Origin of the sequence: Dolichospermum sp. UHCC 0260, from assembly GCF_009711985.1 — a bacterium.
GTDB lineage: Bacteria > Cyanobacteriota > Cyanobacteriia > Cyanobacteriales > Nostocaceae > Dolichospermum > Dolichospermum lemmermannii.
The window spans coordinates 1-23,741 of record NZ_VIKZ01000048.1; the positions used below are offsets into that span (position 1 = coordinate 1).

Annotated in this window: 7 protein-coding genes; 5 read left to right on the forward strand and 2 right to left on the reverse strand. The window is 40.3% G+C overall.

Features of this window, described 5'->3' with window-relative positions:
* Positions 1-2: 2 nt before the first annotated feature.
* Positions 3-296, reverse strand: a complete 294-nt coding sequence (locus tag FJR08_RS17440) for a ferredoxin (protein ID WP_015079457.1) — start codon at positions 294-296, stop codon at positions 3-5.
* A 256-nt stretch (positions 297-552) separates the two neighbouring features.
* On the reverse strand, positions 553-1,674 hold the full coding sequence (locus FJR08_RS17445; RefSeq protein ID WP_323294467.1) for a condensation domain-containing protein: 1,122 nt from the start codon (positions 1,672-1,674) through the stop codon (positions 553-555).
* 415 nt (positions 1,675-2,089) lie between these two features.
* Between FJR08_RS17445 and FJR08_RS17455 the strand changes: the two genes are divergently transcribed.
* From FJR08_RS17455 to FJR08_RS17475, 5 genes are read left to right on the forward strand one after another with little or no spacing between them, the layout of a single operon-like run.
* Positions 2,090-7,714 carry a type I polyketide synthase gene (locus tag FJR08_RS17455; RefSeq protein ID WP_168634017.1) on the forward strand — a complete coding sequence of 1,875 codons (5,625 nt, stop codon included), beginning with the start codon at positions 2,090-2,092 and terminating at the stop codon, positions 7,712-7,714.
* The gene (locus tag FJR08_RS17460) at positions 7,714-13,359 is read left to right on the forward strand and encodes a type I polyketide synthase (RefSeq protein ID WP_168634018.1); all 5,646 of its coding nucleotides are present in this window, start codon (positions 7,714-7,716) and stop codon (positions 13,357-13,359) included. Before FJR08_RS17455 ends, FJR08_RS17460 begins: the two co-directional genes overlap by 1 nt.
* 43 nt (positions 13,360-13,402) lie before the next feature.
* Positions 13,403-18,754 carry a type I polyketide synthase gene (locus FJR08_RS17465; protein ID WP_168634019.1) on the forward strand — a complete coding sequence of 1,784 codons (5,352 nt, stop codon included), beginning with the start codon at positions 13,403-13,405 and terminating at the stop codon, positions 18,752-18,754.
* Entirely contained in the window at positions 18,751-22,965 is a 4,215-nt protein-coding gene (locus tag FJR08_RS17470) for a non-ribosomal peptide synthetase (protein ID WP_168634020.1), read from the forward strand. Before FJR08_RS17465 ends, FJR08_RS17470 begins: the two co-directional genes overlap by 4 nt.
* Positions 22,965-23,606, forward strand: coding sequence for an isoprenylcysteine carboxylmethyltransferase family protein (locus tag FJR08_RS17475; protein ID WP_168634021.1), 642 nt, complete (start codon positions 22,965-22,967; stop codon positions 23,604-23,606). The genes FJR08_RS17470 and FJR08_RS17475 overlap by 1 nt, the downstream gene beginning before the upstream one ends.
* The last annotated feature ends 135 nt before the right edge of the window (positions 23,607-23,741 follow it).

Here is a 23,741-nt window from a genome sequence, read left to right on the forward strand (position 1 = left end):
GTTTAGTAAAGGTCTTCTTCTCTGTGGGTTTCGATGGTGACATCAGAAGTAGGATAAGCAACACAAGTCAATACATATTGAGCTTCGATTTGATCATCATCTAAGAAGGATTGATCAGATTGGTCAACAGTACCAGAAATGATTTTACCTGCACAAGTTGAGCAAGCACCAGCCCGACAAGAGAAGGGTAAGTCAAATTCAGCTTCTTCTGCTGCATCCAAAATATAAGTGTCGTCATCGCAGTCTATAGTCTTAGTACCGTCTGGAGTGATGAGAGTAACTTTGTAAGTAGCCATTTAATTATCCTCTGTTGTGAAATCGGCAGTATAAGTGATTTTTAAGCAGACTTTACAGCTATTCTGATGGGATTAGCCGCTGGTTTAAATTTGCTTCAATTCTGATACTAAGGGAAAAGCTAAAAGTTATAACAGAAAATTGACCCCGATTAGTAATGAAATTTAGTTACTTATTACCCATAAGTTTTTGTTATATGAAATACCCACTGAGATAGATGTCAAAGAGCGTCTTGGTGACATCTTTGTTATATCGGCTTTATGAAACTTCTGGTTCGTCAGGAATTGCATCAGGTAGTTCATGTTCTACAAAGCGGAGACGCGGATATAAGTAGGCAATTAAGGTTGCGACTAGAGAAAACAGACCCATGATGATAAACATTAAACCCATACCGCGACCATGACCAACCCCAATAATCTGGCCAATGCTATGGGCTAAAGCTCCATCTTTTGCCATGATTGGTTCAAAAAATTGATCAGCTAATGCTCCACAGGTTAGGTAGGCAAGTGGTAAAAACCCCTGTACAGCAGCACTGCGAAAAGCAAAGACCCTTCCCTGTACTTCTGGTGCTACTTTTTTCTGATAGATGACTTGAATTGACCCATTAATGATGGGAATTGTCAGAAATATCAAGAAATTGGCGATCGTAAATATAACTGTTGAAGCAGTCAATCCAGCTAATACATAGGAGATGCCCAAAAATGCCATAGACACAAATATGGTATTGATCTGGCGTTCTAGTCCGCCCCAAATGCTGATCACGGCACTGCCTAGTAATAGTCCAAAACTAGAAATAGAATAGATAGCTCCTAGTGATTGTGCGGAAGCAAAGGAAAGCACTAAGGGTGTAGTGAGAGCTTCTGCGCTACCAACGAGAAAGTTGATAATGGCAATGAACATGACTAATCCAAGTAGTCCAGGACGTGCTACTAAATATTTCCAGCCAAAGGTGATTTCTTGCCAAAATGAATTGGTTTCGGCATCGGGATTTTCTGTGGACGAAATTTCAGGAAATTTAACGACCAGCAAACAGATCAATGCCACCGATGTTCGCTCTATCAAGGGTAGGTTTTGTAAGTCTATAATCTCTAATGGGATAGTTAGAAATGGAGTAATTACTTGTACAGGTTGACCTTCTACTATCGTAAAAGCCGTGCGTAATATTTCATGACGACGAATTATTTCATTGAAACTGGACTCCAAAGCAGTTGCAGAAAGAGAGCCAGTAAAACGTAAAATAAAAAAGCTGTTGTAGGCGCAACTTTCAGGAGCTAATTGTTGTAAATACCATATAGACTCTTGTGCAAAAGACAGGGGAATAGAAGTGTCTCGTGCGTGAGGGACAAGCGGTGGTAAGGTATCAACTGTTATGGCATCCAGTTAATGTGTAATGATTAATTAAGTAGGTCGGCGTTAAAAATTATCGTTGTGGAAAGGCAAGAGGCAAGAGGCACTCATGCAAGAGTGAAGAGGTTTTTGGAGATTTTACTTTTCTTTACACACTTTGGTTTTATTTATGTTGACCTACTTAATGCTATAATAGTTGCTGTGATAAGTAGGTGAACGGAAAAAAACCGAAATATGTAACGAAAAGTAAAATCGCCCAAACCCTCTTCACTCTTGCCTCTTGCCTTGCCATAACGACGATTTTCAATGCTAACCTACTTAGACTCAACATTTCTACTTAGCTCAATACTGTAGCCAAAAGAAGAGGATGAAGAGAGAGGTCTGATGTGGTGGAGTTATGTGTATTATATGGGTTCTATAAGAAAAGTTTCTGATTGATTAATTTTTTATGACACAACATACTGATTTTTTTAACCAATTTAGAAGCCTGTCTTCAGAATCTCAGTTTAGCTTCTGGACAAATTTTATTCAGACTGAAATCTCTTCTATTCTAGGTTTTGCTCCATCTCATCCTCTAGATATCACTCGGGGCTTTTTTGAGATGGAAATGACATCTCTAATGGTAATAGAACTACAAGATAGACTGCAAAAGGCTTTGGAAAACTTGATAGTTCTCCCTTCTTCGTTAGTATTTGACTACCCCTCGATTAAATATCTTGCTGAATATTTAGTTACTAATATCTCGACATCAGAAACAATTAAACGTTCTGTAGAGCAATGTATACCTTTATTACAAAAATCAGACATTAAAAAATCATCAAAATTAGAAGAGCCGGAGGCAATCGCGATCATCGGTATAGGTTGCCGTTTTCCAGGTGAAGCCAATAGTCCAGAGGCTTTTTGGTCACTGATTCAAAATGGAATAGATGCTATTAGCGAGATTCCTGGCGATCGCTGGGATATTGCTAACTATTACGATAACAATCCAGATATACCAGGTAAAATGTATACTAATCGAGGCGGTTATCTGAATGCGATCGCTCAGTTTGATCCAGAATTTTTCGGAATTGCTCCACGAGAAGCCATTAGTCTTGATCCTCAACAACGTATCTTACTAGAAGTTGGTTGGGAAGCACTGGAACACGGAGGACAAGCACCAGAAAAATTAATGTCTAGTCAAACAGGTGTATTCATCGGTTTGATTAATGCTGATTACGCCAAGTTACAGATACAAACAGGTGATTCCACTAGATTCAATGCTTATTATGGTACAGGAACAGCCTTAAGTGCCGCAGCCGGTCGGTTGTCGTATTTTCTGGGATTACAAGGACCTGCCATAGTAGTTGATACAGCTTGTTCTTCATCATTAGTGACTATACATTTGGCCTGTCAGAGCTTACGCACTGGAGAGTGTAATCTGGCTCTTGCTGGTGGATGTAATTTGATTATCTCCCCTGATAGTCACATATTTCTCTCCCAAGCAAAAGCTATATCTTCAGATGGCCGTTGTAAGACTTTCGATGCCTCCGCAGATGGATATGGACGGGGTGAAGGTTGCGGTATCGTGGTGCTGAAACGACTTTCTCAAGCTGTGGCTGATGGAGACAAAATTTTCGCTGTGATTAGGGGTTCTGCTGTTAACCATGATGGGCATACCAGCGGCTTTACAGTTCCTAATGGACTTTCTCAAGAGACTTTACTGCAAACTGCTCTGGATAGTGCAGGGATTAAACCTCATGAAGTTGACTATATAGAAGCTCATGGGACTGGGACACCATTGGGAGATCCGATTGAGGTGCGAGCGCTAGGCTCTGTATTTAGTCAAGGAAGGACTCGAGAAAACCCTTTGAAGATTGGCTCAGTCAAAACCAATATTGGACATTTAGAATCAGCAGCGGGGATTGCTGGATTAATTAAAGTAGTTCTAGCACTCCATCATCAAGAAATTCCTCCCCACTTGCATTTACAAACCTTAAATCCGCGAATTGTTTTAGAAGAAAGTTATCTGCAAATTCCCACAAAGCGGACTCCTTGGTTAAGAACCACCGTCCCTCGTGTTGCTGGAGTGAGTTCTTTTGGTTTGAGTGGAACTAATGCTCATATTTTGTTAGCAGAAGCTCCAGAGGTGTTACCCCCAACTCCCCACGAGGTAATAGAACGTCCTCTGCATCTGCTCACACTGTCTGCTAAAACTGAACCAGCTTTAATCCAATTAGTTCAACGTTATCAGCAGTATCTGACTAACCATGGTGATGCAGAAATAGCAGATATTTGTTACACAGCCAATACGGGGCGATCGCATTTTTCTGAACGATTAGCGGTTGTAGCCGAGTCAACGTCTGAGTTACAAGCACGATTAACAGAACTTCTAGAAAAACATCTCACATCCTCTCCCATATATAGCTCTGTTCAATACTCTGTTAGTCCTAAAATCTCCTTTACCTTCTCCGGTAGTGGCGTTTTTCATGATATGGGGTATCAACTTTATCAAACTCAACCAAAGTTTCATCAAGCACTGGAATTATGTAGTCAGCATCTTCAACCATTTCTTGATCAATCCCTTGCAGATATTCTTTACTCCCAGGAAATAGAAAATTCTCTAAAACCATTTGTCATCTTCGCTGTCGAGTATGCTTTATCTCAAATGTGGCAATCTTGGGGGATTGAACCAAAAGTTGTTGTCGGTTTTGGGGTTGGTGAACTTGTTGGTGCTTGTATAGCTGGTGTGATTACCTTAGAAGATAGTTTAAGTCTGTTGCTGGAGCAAAAATTCCCCCCACTTTCCCCAGATGAATCTGTCACGCAAATTATTCAACTTTCCGCTCCTCGGATTTCTCTAATTTCTGGAATGACAGGAAAACCTTTGAGTGATGAAAATATCTTCAGTCACGAGTATTGGTGTCAATGTTTGCAATCACTAGTTGAGCCATCGGAAGTCCTATTCTCGGATCAATGCAATTTGTGGATTTCCCTTGACTATGCTGAAAAACAGGAAACAGCAGTTTGGTTCCCTTCTCTCAAACCAGATCAATCAGATTGGCAAACTATCTCTCAATTACTGACTAAACTCTATTTACATGGTTTAAATATAAACTGGTCGGGATTTGATCGTGGCTATTTACGTCATCTACTGGTTTTACCAACCTATCCCTTTCAAAGACAGGAATATTGGTTATCCCCACAATTAGAAACCCAGATTTCCCAATCTATAACAATTTCACATTCTCCATTAATTCGTCGTCTTCATTCCCCTTTAACTGAAGTAATTCAATTTGAATCTCAGTTCAGTTTAGATACTCTACCTTTTTTAGCAGATCATCAAGTTTATGGAGTCATTGTAATTCCTGCCACTTTGTATCTGGCTATGATTATAGCTGCCGCTATAGAGATGGGGGAAAAAGCTTCTGGAATCATCATTGAAGATGTAGCCTTTTTGAAAGCATTAAGTTTAGCTGAATCAGGACTTTGTACTCTTCAACTGATTCTTAAACCAGAAAGCCCAGAAAAAACAGTTTTCCAGGTGTTTAGTCTTGATCATCAATCGTCTGCTGAAGGTGGCAATTGGCAGTTACATATCACAGGAACATTAAGACTAAATGCTGATGAAATTCTCCAGCAAACACAAAATTCACCTGATGAAATTCAACATCGTTGCTTAAAAAACAGTAGCGGTGAAGAACTTTTATATCAGAATGCTGCTGATAGAGGCTTGCATTTAGGGACAAGTTTTAGATGGATTAAGTCAGTTTGGCATCGTCAAGGAGAAGCAATTGGTCAAGTTCAAACTCCTTCCGGTTTGGTGAATATTCCCGCATATCCCCTACACCCTGGATTAATTGATGCTTGCTTGCAGATGTTAAATGCTACCCTGCCTACAAAAACTTGGGATGGTACTGCTTATGTACCGATAAAAATAGATTATTTGAAATTGATCTCTCTTCCTTGCTCTCATGAAGGATTATGGGCTTATGTATTATTAAACTCTCCAGATTTGTTGGATGCAAAAACTTTAGCTGGGGATATTCAATTGCTTGATGATTCAGGTCAGGTTTACATAGAAGTTGGTAATTTTACAGTCAAACAGGTTGAGCAGAAACTGCTGCTACCTACTAAGCCTAGTTCGGTGGATGATTGGTTATATCAACTAAAATGGCGATCGCTAATTGCAACTAAAACCCAAAAGCTAGTAGTTCCGGGACAATGGCTAATTTTTGCCGATGCTGGGGGAGTTGGTCAGGCTTTAGCTACTCTTTTAGGAAAGCAAGGGCAAAAATGTACACTCGTGTATCCTGTAAATTCAGATGTTCCCAGTGGAAATTCTCAAATACAGATCAATCCAGAACGATCTGATGAATTTGTGTCTCTTTGGCAACAAATATCTCAGGATACTCTACCAATTTTGGGTGTAATTCACCTCTGGAGTCTGGATGCTAATTTAGTGTCAGAAAGAACATCCACTACGTTAATTGCCAATCAGACTCTGATTTGTGGTAGTGCCCTCTATTTAATCCAGACCCTGATCAAAGAAAGTAAATCCACAATCCCCCAATTACAGTTCGTGACTCAAGGCGCTCAAGCCGTTACACCACAAGATATAGTCGCCGTTGATCAATCACCACTATGGGGAATGGTAAGGACTCTCTCCTTTGAACATCCAGAATTAAATTGGGGAATCACTGATTTGCAACCACTGAACCCAGAAAATCAGGCTGTTTCCATCTTCACCGAACTAATGGTTACAGAAAGAGAAGAGTATGTGGCTTATCGGGTAGATAGTCGCTATGTTGCTCGTCTCACGAAATATCCTGACCGAATTGTTCCCAACACAAACTACAAACTAAATCCAGATGCCACCTATTTAATTACTGGTGGTTTAGGAGACTTAGGACTAGAAGTTGCACAATGGATGATTGATCAAGGAGCTACATCATTAGTTCTCATTAGTCGTAGAGGACGTGATCTGACCGATGAAAGAATGGACAAAATAGACCAATCATCAGCTAAAGTTTTAGTAGCTCAAGCAGATGTATCTAACTACGAAGAACTTGAGAAGATTTTCCTCCAAATTGGTGATTCTTTACCTCCTCTCAAAGGCATAATTCATGCAGCAGGTGTTTTAAAAGATGGGGTGTTAATTCAGCAACAATGGCAGCGTTTTACTCAGGTAATGATGCCGAAAATAGGGGGGGCTTGGAATCTCCATCTTCTCACCCAGAAAATATCATTAGACTTTTTCATTCTGTTCTCCTCCGCTGCTTCCCTGGTTGGTTCGGCTGGTCAGAGTAATTATGCGGCTGGTAATGCCTTTTTGGATACCTTAGCTCACTATCGGCGATCGCAGGGTTTACCCGGATTAAGTATCAATTGGGGTCCTTGGGCAGATGTTGGCATGGCTGCAAGGGATCAGCGGACTCAAGGACGTTGGGATGCCGAAGGAATTGGACAGATTCCGGCCAAACAAGGATTACAAATCCTCCAACACTGCTTACAAACACCAGATGCTCACCTGGGAGTTCTACCTATAGAATGGTCAAAATTTATCCAGTCTTTTGCAAATGGCAAGATACCTCGATTGTTTACGGAATTAGTTACCGACTCTTTGACAACACAAAAGCCACAAAGTCAAGTCCTTCAACAACTTGAAAATCTTCCTCATGATAGACGCTGGAACTTTTTGAAAGAATATCTAACCAGTGAAGTCAAACTGGTACTCGGATTACCTGTATCCCATAACTTGAAATTACAAAAGGGGTTATTTGAAATGGGTATAGATTCACTGATGGCTGTTGACTTAAAAAACCGACTGCAAAATAACTTAGAAAAGACATTACCTGCTACAATCATATTTGACTATCCAACTATAGAAAGTTTAATAAGATACATAGGACAAAAAGTTATGGGATGGTCTAAGGACAAAAATGACCCTAAAGAACAATCCAAAGAACAACCTATATATGATCAACCGTTAGAGGGGGCATCAACTAACCTGGAACAGATTTCTGATGATGAAGTAAGTGATTTATTAGCAGCAGAAATGGCAGCAGTTGCAGAATTGATGGGGGGTAATTGGTAATGAATAACACTTCAGATAATCAACTTTCTCAGCTTAAACAGGCACTTCTGGCACTCAAAGAAATGCGTCAGAAACTAGAAGCAGAGAAACAGGCTAAAACCGAAGCGATCGCTATTGTGGGCATGGGATGCCGATTTCCTGGCGCGGTCAATAATCCAGAAGATTTTTGGCGAATCTTAGAAAATGGAATTGATACCGCTACAGATATTCCTACTGATCGTTGGGATGTGGCGGCATATTACAGTAATAATCCTGAAGCAGCCGGAAAAATGTACACCCGACAAGGTTATTTTCTGTCAGGGGTGAGCCAATTTGATGCTCAATTTTTCAATATCACCCCCCGTGAAGCCCTGACCCTTGATCCCCAACAACGACTCCTATTAGAAGTCAGTTGGGAAGCCTTGGAAAATGCCAATCTGCCCGCTGAGAGATTACGTAATACCCCAACAGCAGTTTATATGGGAGTCATGCACCATGATTATTCCCGAAGATTGACAGCTTTGGGGAACTCTGATTACTTGGATGCTTATTATGGAACAGGCAATAGTCCTAGTTTTTTGGCAGGACGTTTATCCTATTTCCTAGGCTTGCAAGGACCAGCAATGGTGATTGACACAGCCTGTTCATCCTCTTTAGTCGCGGTGCATTTAGCTTGTCAAAGTTTACGCCTCAGAGAAAGCAATTTAGCTTTGGCAGGGGGAGTAAATTTAATTTTGTTTCCAGAAGCTAGTATTGCACTATCACGGATGCAAGCTCTATCGCCTGACAGCCGTTGCAAAACCTTTGATGCCAATGCTGACGGTTACGCACGAGGAGAAGGTTGTGGCGTTGTTGTTCTGAAGCGTCTTTCTGACGCTCTGGCTAATGGTGATCGTATTCTTGCCATCATTCGTGGTTCAGCAGTTAATCATGATGGTCCAAGTAGTGGGTTAACAGTTCCCAGTGGTCCAGCACAACAAAAACTCTTACAACAAGCTTTAGATAATGCTGGGGTGAAACCTCATCAAATTAGTTATATAGAAACTCATGGTACGGGAACATCATTAGGTGATCCCATAGAAGTACAGGCATTAGAGGGTGTATATAGTCAGGAACGTCAACCTGGACAACCATTACAAATTGCTTCTGTCAAAACCAATATTGGACATTTAGAATCAGCCGCTGGAATTGCCGCACTGATCAAGGTGATTTTATCTCTACAACATAAGCAAATACCACCTCATTTGCATTTGCAAACATTGAATCCCCATATTGATTTAGAGAATAATCAGATTCAAATACCAACAAAATGTCAACCATGGGATTCTCCCACAGCACCACGGATAGCTGGAGTTAGTTCCTTTGGTCTGAGTGGCATTAATGCTCACATTGTTTTAGAAGAGAGTCCTGGGGAAACACCCAAATTCACCCAGAACCGACCATTACATCTGTTTACTTTATCTGCGAAAACTCAATCAGCACTACAGCAGCTTGCACAACGTTATACCCATTACCTGAAAGAAAAAGAAAATTTGGGTGTTACAATCGCAGATATTTGTGCCAGTAGTAACACGGGTCGTAGTCATTTCCCCCATCGTCTGACTTTGATTACAGACTCAACAATCGAGTTACAAACCAAACTTCAGGAATTTGTTGACGGTAACTCAGACGATGTGCAGATATCGGATTGTGCAAATAGTCAGGCTAATAAAATTGTGTTCTTGTTTGCTGGACAAGGCTCTCAATATTTACAGATGGGTCGTCAGTTATATAAAACACAACCCTTATTCCGATCAATCTTAGATGAGTGCGATCGCTTACTGCGTTCTCATTTGGATTATTCCTTACTGGACGTGATTTATCCCCCAGAAGGTAAATCATCTCCCATTGATGAAACAGCCTATACCCAACCTGTATTATTTGCCATTGAATATGCACTTGCTCAACTATGGTTGTCTTGGGGGATTCAACCAGATGCAGTCATGGGGCATAGCGTCGGTGAATATGTCGCAGCTTGTATTGCTGGCATTTTTAGTCTAGAAGATGGGTTAAAACTAATTGCTCACCGTTCTCGATTGATGCAATCTCTCCCCCAGAATGGGAAAATGGCGGCAGTATTCGCTAGTCTTCAACAGGTTAAATCGATCATTGCTGGTTTAGAAAATCATGTGACTATCGCTGGAGTGAATGGACCTACTAATACAGTTATTTCTGGGGAATCTCAAGTTTTTGCCCAAATATTACAAACATTAGACCAAAAAGGTATTGGTTATCAAATATTACAAGTATCCCATGCTTTCCATTCGCCCTTAATGGCACCAATGCTGGGAGAATTTAGACAAATTGCCGAGGAAATTACCTATCATCCCCCACAAATTAGTCTCATTTCCAACCTCACAGGAAACTTCACGTCCTTTGCAGAAATTGGTCACGCAGAATATTGGTGTCGTCATATTTTGGCAACCGTACAGTTTACCGCAAGTATTGAAACTCTGCACAAACAGGGATATCAGATATTTCTGGAAGTAAGTGCAAAACCAGTTTTAGCTGGAATGGGAAGAAGATGTTTACCTCCCGAAACAGGGCTATGGTTATCTTCGATGAATGTTGGAGGTGCAGACTGGCAATATTTATTAGGAAGTTTGAGGGAATTATATCTCCGGGGTGTAGATATTAACTGGCATCAAGTGGAAGCTGGTTATGGAAAGCAGTCCATTGCTTTACCAACATATCCCTTTCAACACCAAACATTTTGGCCACAAGAACCTCACCAAGTATGGCATTCTCAAAACTCAAGAAAACCTGAAGATAAAGTACACCATCCATTGATTGGTAGACGGTTTTTTTCTCCTGTAGCATCAAATATTCACTTTGAAACCACAATCAGTCTCAAAGCATTTCCCGATTTAGCAGACCACCAAGTTTACAACAGCATCCTGGTTCCAGGAGCGTTCTATTTATCAATGTTTGTGGCTTCTGCTTTAGAAATATTCCAGGTTAGTCAGGGAATAGCGATCGAAGATGTGTTATTTTTGCAAACATTGATTTTAACAGATGACTTAGAGCGAAAAATTCAAATAGTCTTAACACCCTCTGAATCTGGAGCTTTTACTTGTCAACTATTTAGTCTTACTTCTCCTGAAAACGAAAACAATCAATCATCTTGGGTTCTCCATGCTTCTAGTAAGTTATTTTTAGTCAATTCAGAAAAAATTACTACCCCTCCGTTAATTTCACTTACGGAAATTCAAGCCAGATGTTCAAATTACACTCCTAACTCAGAGGCAATTTATCAAGCAGCCAATAAAAGAGGAATTTATCTTGGTACTAGCTTTCAATGGTTAGGAGAAATTTGGTATGGAGATAGGGAAGCACTTAGTTTGATACAGTCACCACAATCTGTTAAAGATATAGATGTTTATAAATTACATCCTGGATTAATTGATTCATGTTTTCAGTTACTGAGTGCTGCTTTACCAAATAAAGCATATGATTCTACCTCTTCCTATGTTCCCCTGGGATTAGAAAGACTCTATGTAAAAACATTACCTGTTCTTCATGCTCCATTACAGAGTTATGCTCAACTACGAGAACCACAATCATCCCAGATACTGGTAGGAGATATCCAATTAGTTGATGAAAATAACCAGACTCTCGTAGAGATAAAAGGGTTAAAGATTAAAGCTGTCAACCAATCAGCTTTATTATCACAGTCAGAAAACTGGCATAATTGGCTGTACAAAATTCATTGGCAACAACAAGATATTTCTATGCCTAGTCTGACGACTAAACCGGCTCAATGGCTTATTTTTGCTGATTCCCACGGATTTGCTACCTCCTTAGCAGATTACTGGCATCATCAAGGACAAACCTGTACGTTAATCTATGCTAGCAGTGAATATCAAAGAACCGTAGATGGAAATTACTTGATTAACCCGGCACAACCTGATGATTTTTTAGGTCTAATCCAACAGTTAGTTAGTCATGGGCAAATGGAGTGGGGTGGTATTGTCTATTTATGGGGGTTAGAAAAATTACTAGACACTAAAGGGAGTAGTCAGGAATTAGCAGCAATTCAAGCATTGAATTGTGGTAGTGTACTCCATCTTTTACAGGCCTTAGCTCAAGAAAATTTACCGTTTGCTGCTAAACTTTGGATTATTACCCAGGGAACACAATCAGTCGGTAGATTTAAATCCCTAGCATTAGAGCAATCCACTCTTTGGGGGTTAGGACGTGTAATTGCCCTAGAAAATCCAGAACGTTGGGGGGGAATGGTGGATTTAGCACCAACACCAATAGCCAATCAACTCACTCAATTATGGGCTGAATTGGTTCAGAACCAAAAAGAGAATTTAGTAGCTTTTTCTCAAGATCAACGATATGTTGCCAGACTAGAACGTAGTCAGGTAAAACTCACTGATGTTTCTTCTTTCACTATTCGCAATGATAGTACCTACTTAATTACTGGTGGTTTAGGTGCTTTAGGTTTGCAAATTGCTCATTGGTTGGTAGATTCTGGCGCTCGTTACCTCGTCTTAACTAGTCGTAGTGGTGCATCTAGTAAAACTAGTGAACAAATCCAACTTTTAGAACAGAAAGGAGCTAAAGTAATTGTACTCACATCTGATATTTCGCGATCGCAGTCTGTAACTTCAGTTTTACAAGAAATTCAGGAAACTTTACCCACATTGCGGGGGATTATTCATTCAGCCGGAGTGTTAAGTGATGGCATTTTACTCAAACAAAATTGGGATCAATTTGCCCAAGTGATGGCACCTAAAGTGCTTGGTGCTTGGAATTTACATACTCAAACTTTAGAATTACCATTAGATTTCTTTGTTCTGTTCTCTTCATTAGCATCATTAATTGGTTCATTTGCACAAGCTAATTATGCTGCTGCTAATACATTTTTAGATACTCTAGCTGCTCACAGACAAGCTCAAGGATTGCCAGGATTGAGTATCAATTGGGGTCCGTGGGCTGAATCTGGTATGGCTCAAATACTATCTGAACAAGTGCAAAAACGCTGGAATACTCAAGGCATAGGAGAAATTACCCCATCAGCAGGCTTAGATGTTTTCGGATATTTATTACAACATGAAAACAATCAAATAGGAGTATTGCCAATTGAGTGGCGAAAATTTCTCCAACAATTTCCTAGTGGTGATGAGCCAACCTTTTTGGCTAATATTGCCCAAACTATCCCAAAATATCAAACTTCCTCTTCCCCATCTTTCAACTTGTGGCAGCAGTTGCAGACAGCGACCTCCAATCAACGGGAACAGCTTTTAATTGAACATATTCGCCATGAAGTCGCTCAAGTAATTGGTGCTTCCCCCATGATCTTAGAACTGCAAAAGGGTTTATTTGATTTAGGGATGGATTCATTGATGGCTGTGGAGTTGAAAAATCGGCTCCAAAAAAGTTTTGGTGCGGCTTTACCTTCTACACTAACTTTTGAATATCCTACTATTGAAGCATTAAAAAACTATCTATCTCAAGAGGTGTTGGGTTGGCAAGATGCTCCTCTTTTAGATGAAAACCAATCTTTAACAACCAAGGAGGAAGACCACAGGACTTTATCAGAATTAGAAGCGCTTTCTGAAGACTCAGCAGAAATTTTACTAGCTGAAAAGTTGGCATTATTAGAAGAAATGTTTTAAATGCTTTAATGTTATTAATTATACACTTTATTCCCTCTTTCCTATGGGTAATGTTTCAGAACGTATCGAGCAACTTTCTCCTTTGAAACGGGCTTTGCTGACTCTCGAAAAAATGCAAGCCAAAATCACCAAATTAGAGCAAGCTAAAACTGAACCAATCGCTATTATTGGCATGGGGTGTCGTTTTCCCGGAAGTGCAGATAGTCCCACAGCATTTTGGCAAATGTTATCAGAGGGAAGATATACAACTGGTGAATTACCCAAAGACCGTTGGGATATTGACGCTTTCTACGATAGTAATCCAGGAACTCCGGGTAAAATTTATAGTCGTCATGGCTGCTTTCTCCCCCAAATTGATCAATTTGATGCGGATTTTTTCGGCATTTCTCCTAGAGAAGCTATGAGCATGGACCCTCAACAACGTTTACTATTAGAAGTCAGTTGGGAAGCTTTAGAATCAGCAGGTCAAGTTCCCGAAAACCTGAAAAATAGCAAGACAGGCGTTTTTGTCGGGATTATGTATTGTGACTACAATCATCGTCTCATTAGTACGGGCAACCCAGAACATATCGATCTCTATACTAGTTCTGGGGTGGGTTTTAGTTTTGTATCTGGCAGACTTTCATATTTATTAGGTCTGCATGGTCCTTCCATGGTCATGGATACGGCTTGTTCTTCTTCACTGGTATCTGTTCATCTAGCTTGTCAAAGCTTGCGATCGCAAGAATCTCGGGTAGCTTTAGCAGGTGGAGTTAACGTCATTTCATCTCCAGAAGTGAGTGTCGCCCTCTCACGGTTACGGGCCCTATCTCCAGATGGTCGTTGCAAGGCATTTGATGCTGCTGCTGATGGTTATACCCGTGGTGAAGGCTGTGGGATGATTGTCCTGAAGCGTCTCAGTGATGCGATCGCTGATGGTGATCAAATTCTCGCTTTAATTCGGGGATCGGCGGTTAATCATAATGGTGCGGGGAGTGGATTAACAGTTCCCAACGGTTTAGCTCACCAGATGTTAATGAAACAATCTCTGGAAAATGCTCAGGTTCAACCTCACCAAGTTAGCTATGTGGAAGCTCACGGGACTGGGACATCTTTAGGAGATCCGATTGAAATTAGAGCATTGGCAGAAGTTTATGCTCAAAATCGTGATTTAGATAATCCTCTTTGGGTGAGTTCGGTAAAAACTAATATTGGACATTTAGAATCAGCAGCCGGAATTGCAGGTTTAATTAAAGTTGTCTTAGCTTTACAACATCAGAAAATTCCGCCTCATTTACATTTACAAACAGTCAATCCGCTAATTTCTTTAGAAGCTGGTCGGATTAAAATTCCTGTAGAAAATACTCCTTGGGCAGGATTTGAAAATCGCCGGATTGCGGGACTAAGTTCCTATGGACTCAGCGGAACAAATGCTCATTTAATTCTAGAAGAAGCAAATCAGGTAGATATTGGTGAAAATCAATTAAATTTACCCACTACTTGGTTACTGCCATTATCTGCTCGTCACCCTCATGCACTTAGAGATTTAGCAGTTCGTTACAGTGAACTTTTAGCTAACGCACCCGATGACTTTTCACTACCAAAAATTTGTTATAACGCCAGTGTCCACCGCAGTCATCATCCTTACCGATTGGCATTAGTGGGAAATAATTGCGCTGATCTTCAATCTAATTTAGCAACTTATTTACAGTCGCAGACACCAGATACCGCCCCAATATTCAGCAATTTACCGAAAAATGCTTTCATCTTCACTGAGTCGGATCTTAATTGGTGGAATGCGGGTAGACAGTTAATTAAGGATGAATCAGTTTTTCAAAGTACATTAGAGCAATGTGATCCACTGTTTCAAAAGTATGGTGGTTGGTCTTTGTTAGCAGAGTTAGCCAGTGAGGAAAAACTGCATCTATCCCAAGTAGCATTACCTCTGACAGTGGCATTACAAATTGCTCTGGCAAATCTTTGGCTCTTTTGGGGAATTCAACCAGAAGCGATCGCAGGTGATGGTTTAGGAGAGATTGCTGCGGCTCATATAGCTGGGGTGTTGAATTTAGAATCGGCGATTGAGTTACTATTTTATCAAGTTGCTCACAGGGTGAATAATTCACAGCATCACCAGTTAGCAGCAGTTATTAACAATCAACCAGCTAAATTCCTCATTTACTCCCGTTCCTCAGCACAACTAGGAAATGGAGCAACCATGAAACCCTTAGATTGGGGAGGAACTTGTGGTAATACTTCATCCCTAACTAGGATGATTGATTGCCTAATTGCTAATGGATACAATATTTTTCTGGAAATCAGTCCAGAATCAATACTGAGTCAGCAAATCGCTCAATCTTCTCAAAAACAAGGACTAACAGCCATTAGTCTGCCTCACCAAGCTAAATCTCCGATTCGGGTGCAGCTTTTAGAGACTTTAGGAGAATTATACACACTTGGTTATTCAGTGCAATGGCATCAAGTTTATCCTACCAAAATGGCATATTTCCCACTACCAACTTATCCTTGGCAACGGGAGCGGTATTGGTTAGATATTCCCGAAGATGAACCTAGAACCGTGAGAAATCGAGCTTCTACAAGTCATCCCTTGCTAGGCGATCGCTTACGAGAATTAGCTCACTTAGCAGGACAACATTTTTGGGAAGTAGAACTAGATGTCAGGTCTCTTTCTTACTTGCAAGATCATCAGGTTCAAGGAAGAGTCGTATTACCAGGATCAGCTTATGTAGAGATGGCCTTGTCTGCAACCAGAGAAATTTTTGGTTCAAAACTCTGCTCTCTCAGGGATATATCTTTCCAAAAAGCATTATTTTTAGCAGCAGATGAGCGGCAAACTATCCAACTCCTGATTTCTACTGCTGATATCGAAAATCAGGCTGAGTTTCAAATTTTTAGCCATCGTACCCATGCTCCATTTCCCACTCCTTGGACGCTTCATGCCACAGGAACAATTGATCTGAACCCAGCTACAGATAACTCTGTCACCCCGAAAACAGTAGGAGTTGAGACAATTCAAAACCGTTGTCCAGAAACCATCTCAGCCATAACTCATTATCAGACAATGGCTAGTTATGGTTTATATTATGGCCCTTGTTTCCAAGGAGTTCAAAAAATTTGGCGAAACCAAGGGGAAGTATTCGCTCAAATTCAATTGCCAAAGACTCTCATAGGGTCTGAAAATCCTTATCAGATTCATCCAGTGCTTTTAGATTCAGCGTTTCAAACTTTTGGTGCTGTACAACTAAAAACTGAAAACGAAAATGAAAAGGTTACTTATTTACCTGTCGGGTTAAAAAGTTTGACGGTTTACGGTAGTTTAGACCAAAATCTCTGGAGTCATTTACTTCTAAAACCACAAGCTGATGACCAAGAAAGTTTAGAAGGTGATATCTTCTTACTGAATTCTCAAGGAGAAATTATTGTCGAAGTGCTGGGATTTAGAGGACAACGACTTGATTCAGCTAGTCAAAAATCTCCCCAAGTTGATGTTAATGATTGGTTTTATGAAGTTGAATGGCAACCTCAACCCCTAGAGATAATTCCCCAGGTTCAGCAGTCGGGACATTGGTTAATTTTTGCTGATACGGTAGAAGTTGGTCAGACACTAGGACATCTTTTTGCCAAAAATGGTGATACCTTCACACTTGTATTTCAACAGCAAATAGGATTATCTCTGCCAGCGGATTCTGTACAGGTCAATCCTGCTGATTTAGGTGAATTTCAAGAGCTTGTCCACAAATATATCCAAGGGGGGAAAACACCTTGTCAAGGCGTAGTTTATTGCTGGGGTGCTAGTGTTTCTCAGGTTGAGGAAAAGGCAGATTTACCAGAAAATTCGGAGATTTTTAGCTGTGCTGTCCTGAATTTAACTCAAGCTCTGGTAAAAGCCTCTATCCCAGATTTTCCGAGGCTCTGGTTGGTCACTCAGGGAACTCAAGCGATCACTTCCCATCAGGTCCAGAAAAATTACCCTATTTCCCTACTTCAATCGACTGTGTGGGGATTAGGTAAGGTAATTATCTTAGAACACCCAGAACTTCGTTGTACTCTGGTTGATTTAAGTTTTGAGAACTTGCTCGCAGACTTACCCATTCTAGAGCAAGAAATCAGGTTCAACAGTCACGAAAATCAAGTGACTTGGCGAGAACAAACAAGGTATGTAGCTAGGTTAGTTAGAGCTAAACAAGAACAAGTCAAAACAAACCCTCCCTCCTTGTTTAACACTGATGCTACCTACCTGATTACTGGGGGTATGGGAGGACTGGGTTTAACTATTGCCCAGTGGATGATTGCCCAGGGGTCCCGTCATTTAGCCTTAATGGGAAGAAGCGCACCTTCAGAAACAGCACAAAAAGCGATCGCCCAAATGGAGGCAACAGGGGCAAGGATTATGGTAGTGTTGGCTGATGTGTCTCAAAGTTTACAAGTCGCTCAGGCTTTGCAGACCGTGGAAGCATCAATGCCATCTGTAAAAGGGATCATTCATTCAGCGGCTGTACTTGATGATGGAATTTTATTACAACTCAATCAAAAACGGTTCCAGAAAGTCATCAATCCCAAAGTTTTAGGAGCTTGGAATCTCCATTTACATACCCTTGATCGTTCCCTAGACTTTTTTGTTCTGTTCTCCTCTGCCGCTTCTTTAATCGGTTCTCCTGGTCAGGGTAATTACTCGGCTGCCAATGCTTTTCTAGATACATTAGCCAATTATCGTCAAAGTCGCGGTTTAACTGGTTTGAGTATCAACTGGGGCGCTTGGTCTGAAGTCGGTTTGGCAGCTACAGAAACAAATCAAAGCGATCGCTTTAGTGATAGCGGTTTTGGAACGATTGCTCCGGCTCTGGGGTTAGATATATTTGCGAAACTGCTGCAAAACAAATCTGCTGTACAAGTGGGTATTCTCCCAGCTAATTGGCAAATATTAAGCCAATCCAGTCCAGCTTTGGTGCAGTTACCGTTTTTACGAGACTTGATGTCTCAAGCAAATCAATTATTCTCCCCAGAGCAAATATCCATTTCGGGAAAACGTGCTGAACTCTTACTTATAGAACCGGATCAACGTCCAGCAATTTTAACTAGTTGGTTACGTGAATATATTGCTCATGCTCTGAGATTACCCACGGAGAAACTAGATACCAAAAGGTCTTTAAATTATGTGAATCTTGACTCACTGATTGCTGTCGAATTGAAGAACTGGATTGAAAAAGAAATTGGTATCAGTGTGCCAATGGCGGATCTTTTAGAAGGACCAAGTATAGTTCAACTCGCTGCTCAGGTTGTAACCAAATTAAGTAATGAAGCTTTTAGTCAAAAAATGCATGAATTACCAGGGATGAACTGGGAACAACCAGGTACAGAAACTTTGAGTGATGATTGGGAGGATGGGGAAATATGATCACAGAACAATTATTAACGGATCTCTCAGCCCAAGGAGTCAAATTTTGGGCAGAAGATGGCAATTTAAAATATCGAGCGCCCAAGGGGGTTATTAACTCAGATTTACGTACACAGTTAGCAGACAAAAAAGCTGAAATTCTGGCTTTGCTGACTAAAATTCAGCTAAAAGAAAGTACATCTACACCGAATTTGACTAGTGATCCCTTACAGCAGTATGTTCCTTTTCCCCTAACTGATCTTCAACAAGCCTATGCTATAGGTAATAGTCGGTTTTTTGAACTAGGAAATGTCTCTGCTCATTACTATGTTGAGGTTGAAACCTCTAAGATAGATTTACAGCAGATGAATGTGGCAATTAACGCCCTAGTTCAACGCCATGAAGCTTTAAGGGTGATGATTCGTGCAGATGGACAACAAGAAATTCTGGAAAAAATTCCTGAATATCAAGTTGAAATCATTGATTTACAAGGTCAAAACTCGGAAACTGTGGCTGCACATTTACAGAAACTGCGCCAACGCATAGCAGATCATGGTCCCTCTATTGATACTTGGCCATTATTTGAATTGACCATACATCAGTTAGAGGAGCAAAAATTTCTCCTCCATTTCAGCATTAGTTTGATTATTTGCGATGCACTCAGTAGCGGGATTTTCTTTCAAGAACTGTTTCAGTTTTATCAACACAAAGCTATTCCCCCTTTAGAAATTTCTTATCGTAGCTACGGATTAGCGATCGCTCAAATTAAAGGTTCTCTAGCATATCAACAATCGCAAAAATATTGGTGGCAACGTTTAGATACCTTCCCCCCAGCACCGGAATTACCATTAGCTAAACAACCTAGTTCCTTAGACTTCCCTCGTTTTCGCCGGTGGACTGCTCGTTTAGATGCAGAACAATGGCAGCGGTTTAAAGAAAAAACAATTAATTTAGGCTTAAAACCTGCGTCTACCCTCTGTGCCGCCTACGCCTACGTACTCAACACTTGGAGTAAAAATAGCCGATTTAGTATTAACATACTTTACTTCAATCGTCTCCCACTCCATCCACAGGTGTATAAAGTATTAGGGAATTTCAGTTCCACCGTCTTACTAGAGGTAGATTGTGCACAATCTAAAAACTTTACGGCTCATGTCCGGGCTTTACAGCAGCAATTATGGCAAGATTTAGAACACAGTTCTATTAGTGGGGTGGAAGTCCTAGGAGAACTGAATCGAAGACAAGGGGGAAGTTCCAGAGCTGCAATGCCAGTTACCTTTGCCAGCGCTCTGGGGTTAGACTCTCGTGGTCAAGATTCTAGCTCAATTACAGATGTTTGGACTTTAAAAGATAGTGGTTTACAAACCCCCTTCGTTTTACTTGATCATCAAGTTGTGGAAGATCAAGGGGCTTTAGTCTTGAATTGGGATGCAGTAGATGAAGTTTTTCCTTCAGGATTAATGGAGGAAATGTTTAATGCCTATTGTCGTCTTTTAAAAGAACTAGCAGATGATCAAACTGCTTGGGAAAGGAATCCTCGGTTGTTACCTACAGAGCAACTCCAACAGCGTTCTATTATTAATGCGACAGAAGTACCAATTTCTCAGGAAACACTACATAGCTGTTTTATTGCTCAAGTAACTCAACGTCCACAGCAAGCTGCTGTCATTGCTACTCAACGGCAATTAACCTATCAGGAATTGGATGTATATTCTCAGCGACTAGGAAAATGGTTACGTCAGCAAGGTGCTAAGGTCAATGGACTAGTAGCTATAGTTATGGAAAAAGGGTGGGAACAGATAGTAGCAGTTCTGAGTATTTTAAAATCTGGAGCTGCTTATTTACCTATTGACCCAGCAATACCCAAAGAAAACCTGTGGTACATATTGGAAAATAGCGATGTAGAAATAGTTTTAACTCAATCTTGGTTAGAGCAAAAACTGACATGGCCGCAACAGTTACAAATATTATGTTTGGATCAAGTAGATCAAGATCAACGATTAGAGAGTGAAGTTACCAACTTACCAAGTCTGCAAACACCTCTAGATTTAGCCTATGTGATCTATACATCAGGATCAACAGGCAGACCCAAGGGAGTAATGATTGATCATCAGGGTGCAGTGAATACCATTCTGGATATCAATCGTAGGTTTGATGTAAAAGCAGGCGATCGCCTATTTGCCATCTCAGCATTAAGTTTTGATCTCTCTGTCTATGACATCTTTGGAACTTTGGCTGCTGGTGGTACTATCATCATGCCAGATGCAACAACGATTAAAGATCCTGCCCAATGGGCAGAAATCATGGTGCGAGAACAAGTGACAGTCTGGAACTCTGCACCACCATTGATGAAATTACTCGTTGAATATGCAGATGAGAACTCGGATAAACTACCTAATTGCCTCAAGTTGGTGCTGTTAAGCGGTGACTGGATTCCTGTAAAATTACCTGAGCAAATTAAATCCCTACTTCCAGGAGTAAAAACTATCAGCTTAGGGGGAGCAACAGAGGCATCAATTTGGTCTATTTTCCATCCCATTGACAACATAGATCCAGATTTACCCAGTATTCCCTACGGTCGTCCATTAAGTAATCAAACCTTTCATGTCTTAGATGGGTCTCTAGAACCTTGTCCTACTTGGGTAACAGGAAACCTTTATATTGGCGGTATTGGTTTAGCCTGGGGATACTGGAGAGACGAAGCTAAGACTGCTGCCAGCTTTATCCATCATCCTCAAACAGGGATGAGACTTTACCGCACGGGAGATTTAGGACGTTACCTCCCTGATGGCAATATTGAGTTTTTAGGAAGAGAAGACTTTCAAGTAAAAATTAGGGGATATCGAATTGAGTTAGGACAAATAGAAGCTGCACTGAGTCAATATCCAGAACTACAAGCTCTAGTTGTGACAGCAATCAATGATCCACAAGGAGATAAACAACTAGTAGCTTACATAGTTCCTAATTCTCAAACAGTTCCTACCAGTCAGGAGTTACGTCAATTTCTCCAAGAAAAACTACCTGAATACATGATTCCTTCTACTTTTATCCTGTTGGAATCTCTCCCCATTACTGCTAATGGTAAACTTGATCGCAAAGCTCTCCCCCAACCACAAGCAAACAGTTATGAGCAAATAAAAAACTTTGTCGCTCCCAGAAATGCCGTAGAAATGGAATTAGTTCAGATTTGGACAGAAACCTTACATATTCATCCTATAGGTGTGAGTGATAACTTCTTTAATCTGGGTGGTAATTCCATTTCAGCGGTGCGGCTGATGACGCAAATTCAAAAACACTTTGGTCAAACATTACCACTATCTACCCTCTTTCAATTTGGAACTGTTGAACAACTTGCACAACAACTCAATCAACAGCAACCTACTCGTCCTTGGTCTCCTGTGGTAGAAATTCAAACCCAGGGAAATGGGACTCCATTTTTCTGTGTTCATCCGGTTGGTGGTAATGTTTTCTGTTACACTGAGTTAACACATAATCTTGGTAAAGAACGACCATTTTATGGATTGCAATCACCAGGACTTAACCCAGAACATGAGATTTTAACAAGTATTGAAGAAATGGCTGCTTGTTACATTTCAGCTATGCAGACTATTCAACCAAAAGGACCTTATTTAATAGGAGGATGGTCTTTTGGAGGAGCAGTTGCTTTTGAGATGGCTCAACAATTACACAATCAAAATCAACAAGTAGATTTATTAGCAATCATTGATTGTAAAGTTCCCAATCAAAACCTAATTTTAGATGAAGCACTTTTAGCAGCTTGGTTCATCCAAGATTTAGAAGGCAAGTTTGATCTAGATTTATCTCAACTGCGGATTCAGTTACAAGAGATGAACTCCAATCAACAATTAGATTATATTCTTGCCCAAGCGAGAAAACTTAATCTTGTGCCAATTGATGCTGGATTAATGCAAATTCAACACCTTTTCCAGGTTTTCAAAACGAATATGTTAGCTCTATATAGCTACAACCCCAAGGTTTATCCCCATGAATTTGTTTTACTCCGAGCCGAAAAACAAGCACCAGAAGATGAGCTAATTCTAGACTTGGGTTGGAATTCTTTTGCTCCTAGTGGACTTCAGGTAAATACAATTCCTGGTAACCACTTCACGATTTTTCATGAACCTCATGTTTCTTTCCTTGCTCAGGTTCTCAAAACTTGTTTGCATAGGGATAAAATACCAAACAGTACATTAATCACAGGAGCTAAATAATGGTTTTACCAGATTTTTTACCAGATGTTGATGTGAAAGCATTTCTCACCTTGAGCCATAGCATCTATTGGTTTTTAATTACTAATGCTTCTTCAGTAAGAAGAAAAGGAGGACGCACCGGAGAACCCCAAACTGATGGAAAAGTTGCTACTGAGAGAGTCACCACACCTAAAGCTGCTCCTGCACTTGTATCCACAGTTATTACTTATGTAATGTTCTACTTTTTGTTAACTCTTTGGTGGTTCAAACCAAATTGGGCTGGAGGATTAATTCTTCCTGTTTCACTACCTCTACAGATAGCTGGAATAGTGTTGATTATCATTGCTCTATCTGTAAAAATTTGGGCTTTTTGGACTTTCCGTTCTTGGCGTTTATATCCTCAAATAGATCCTGGACACCAACTGGTTAAATCTGGACCTTATAATCGGGTCCGTCATCCTCTATATTTTGCTTTTCAGTTATTATATTTAGGATCTTTTTTACTAGTACCTCGTCTAGGTTTCTTACTTCAGTTTGTTGCTAACTTCTTTACCCATGACTTTCGTTCTAAAATTGAAGAATCAGTTCTTAATGAAGCTTTTGGTAGTGAATATGAGGAATACAAACAACGCACTTCTCGGTTGATTCCTTGGATTTACTAGAAAAGTTAGATTTTGTAACTTTAATTTGATTAAATTACAACCTAATTTATAGGAGCATGAAAATATCTTGCTCCTATTTCGTACGCTTAAAATTCAATCATTTTGTCCAAATATATATAAATAAATATAAATATA

What these genes read in the sequence shown, in the direction of transcription:
- FJR08_RS17440 (WP_015079457.1), bottom strand. Translation starts at nt 296, where the DNA reads ATGGCTACTTACAAAGTTACTCTCATCACTCCAGACGGTACTAAGACT.
- FJR08_RS17460 (WP_168634018.1), top strand. Translation starts at nt 7,714, where the DNA reads ATGAATAACACTTCAGATAATCAACTTTCTCAGCTTAAACAGGCACTT.
- FJR08_RS17470 (WP_168634020.1), top strand. Translation starts at nt 18,751, where the DNA reads ATGATCACAGAACAATTATTAACGGATCTCTCAGCCCAAGGAGTCAAA.
- FJR08_RS17465 (WP_168634019.1), top strand. Translation starts at nt 13,403, where the DNA reads ATGGGTAATGTTTCAGAACGTATCGAGCAACTTTCTCCTTTGAAACGG.
- FJR08_RS17455 (WP_168634017.1), top strand. Translation starts at nt 2,090, where the DNA reads ATGACACAACATACTGATTTTTTTAACCAATTTAGAAGCCTGTCTTCA.
- FJR08_RS17475 (WP_168634021.1), top strand. Translation starts at nt 22,965, where the DNA reads ATGGTTTTACCAGATTTTTTACCAGATGTTGATGTGAAAGCATTTCTC.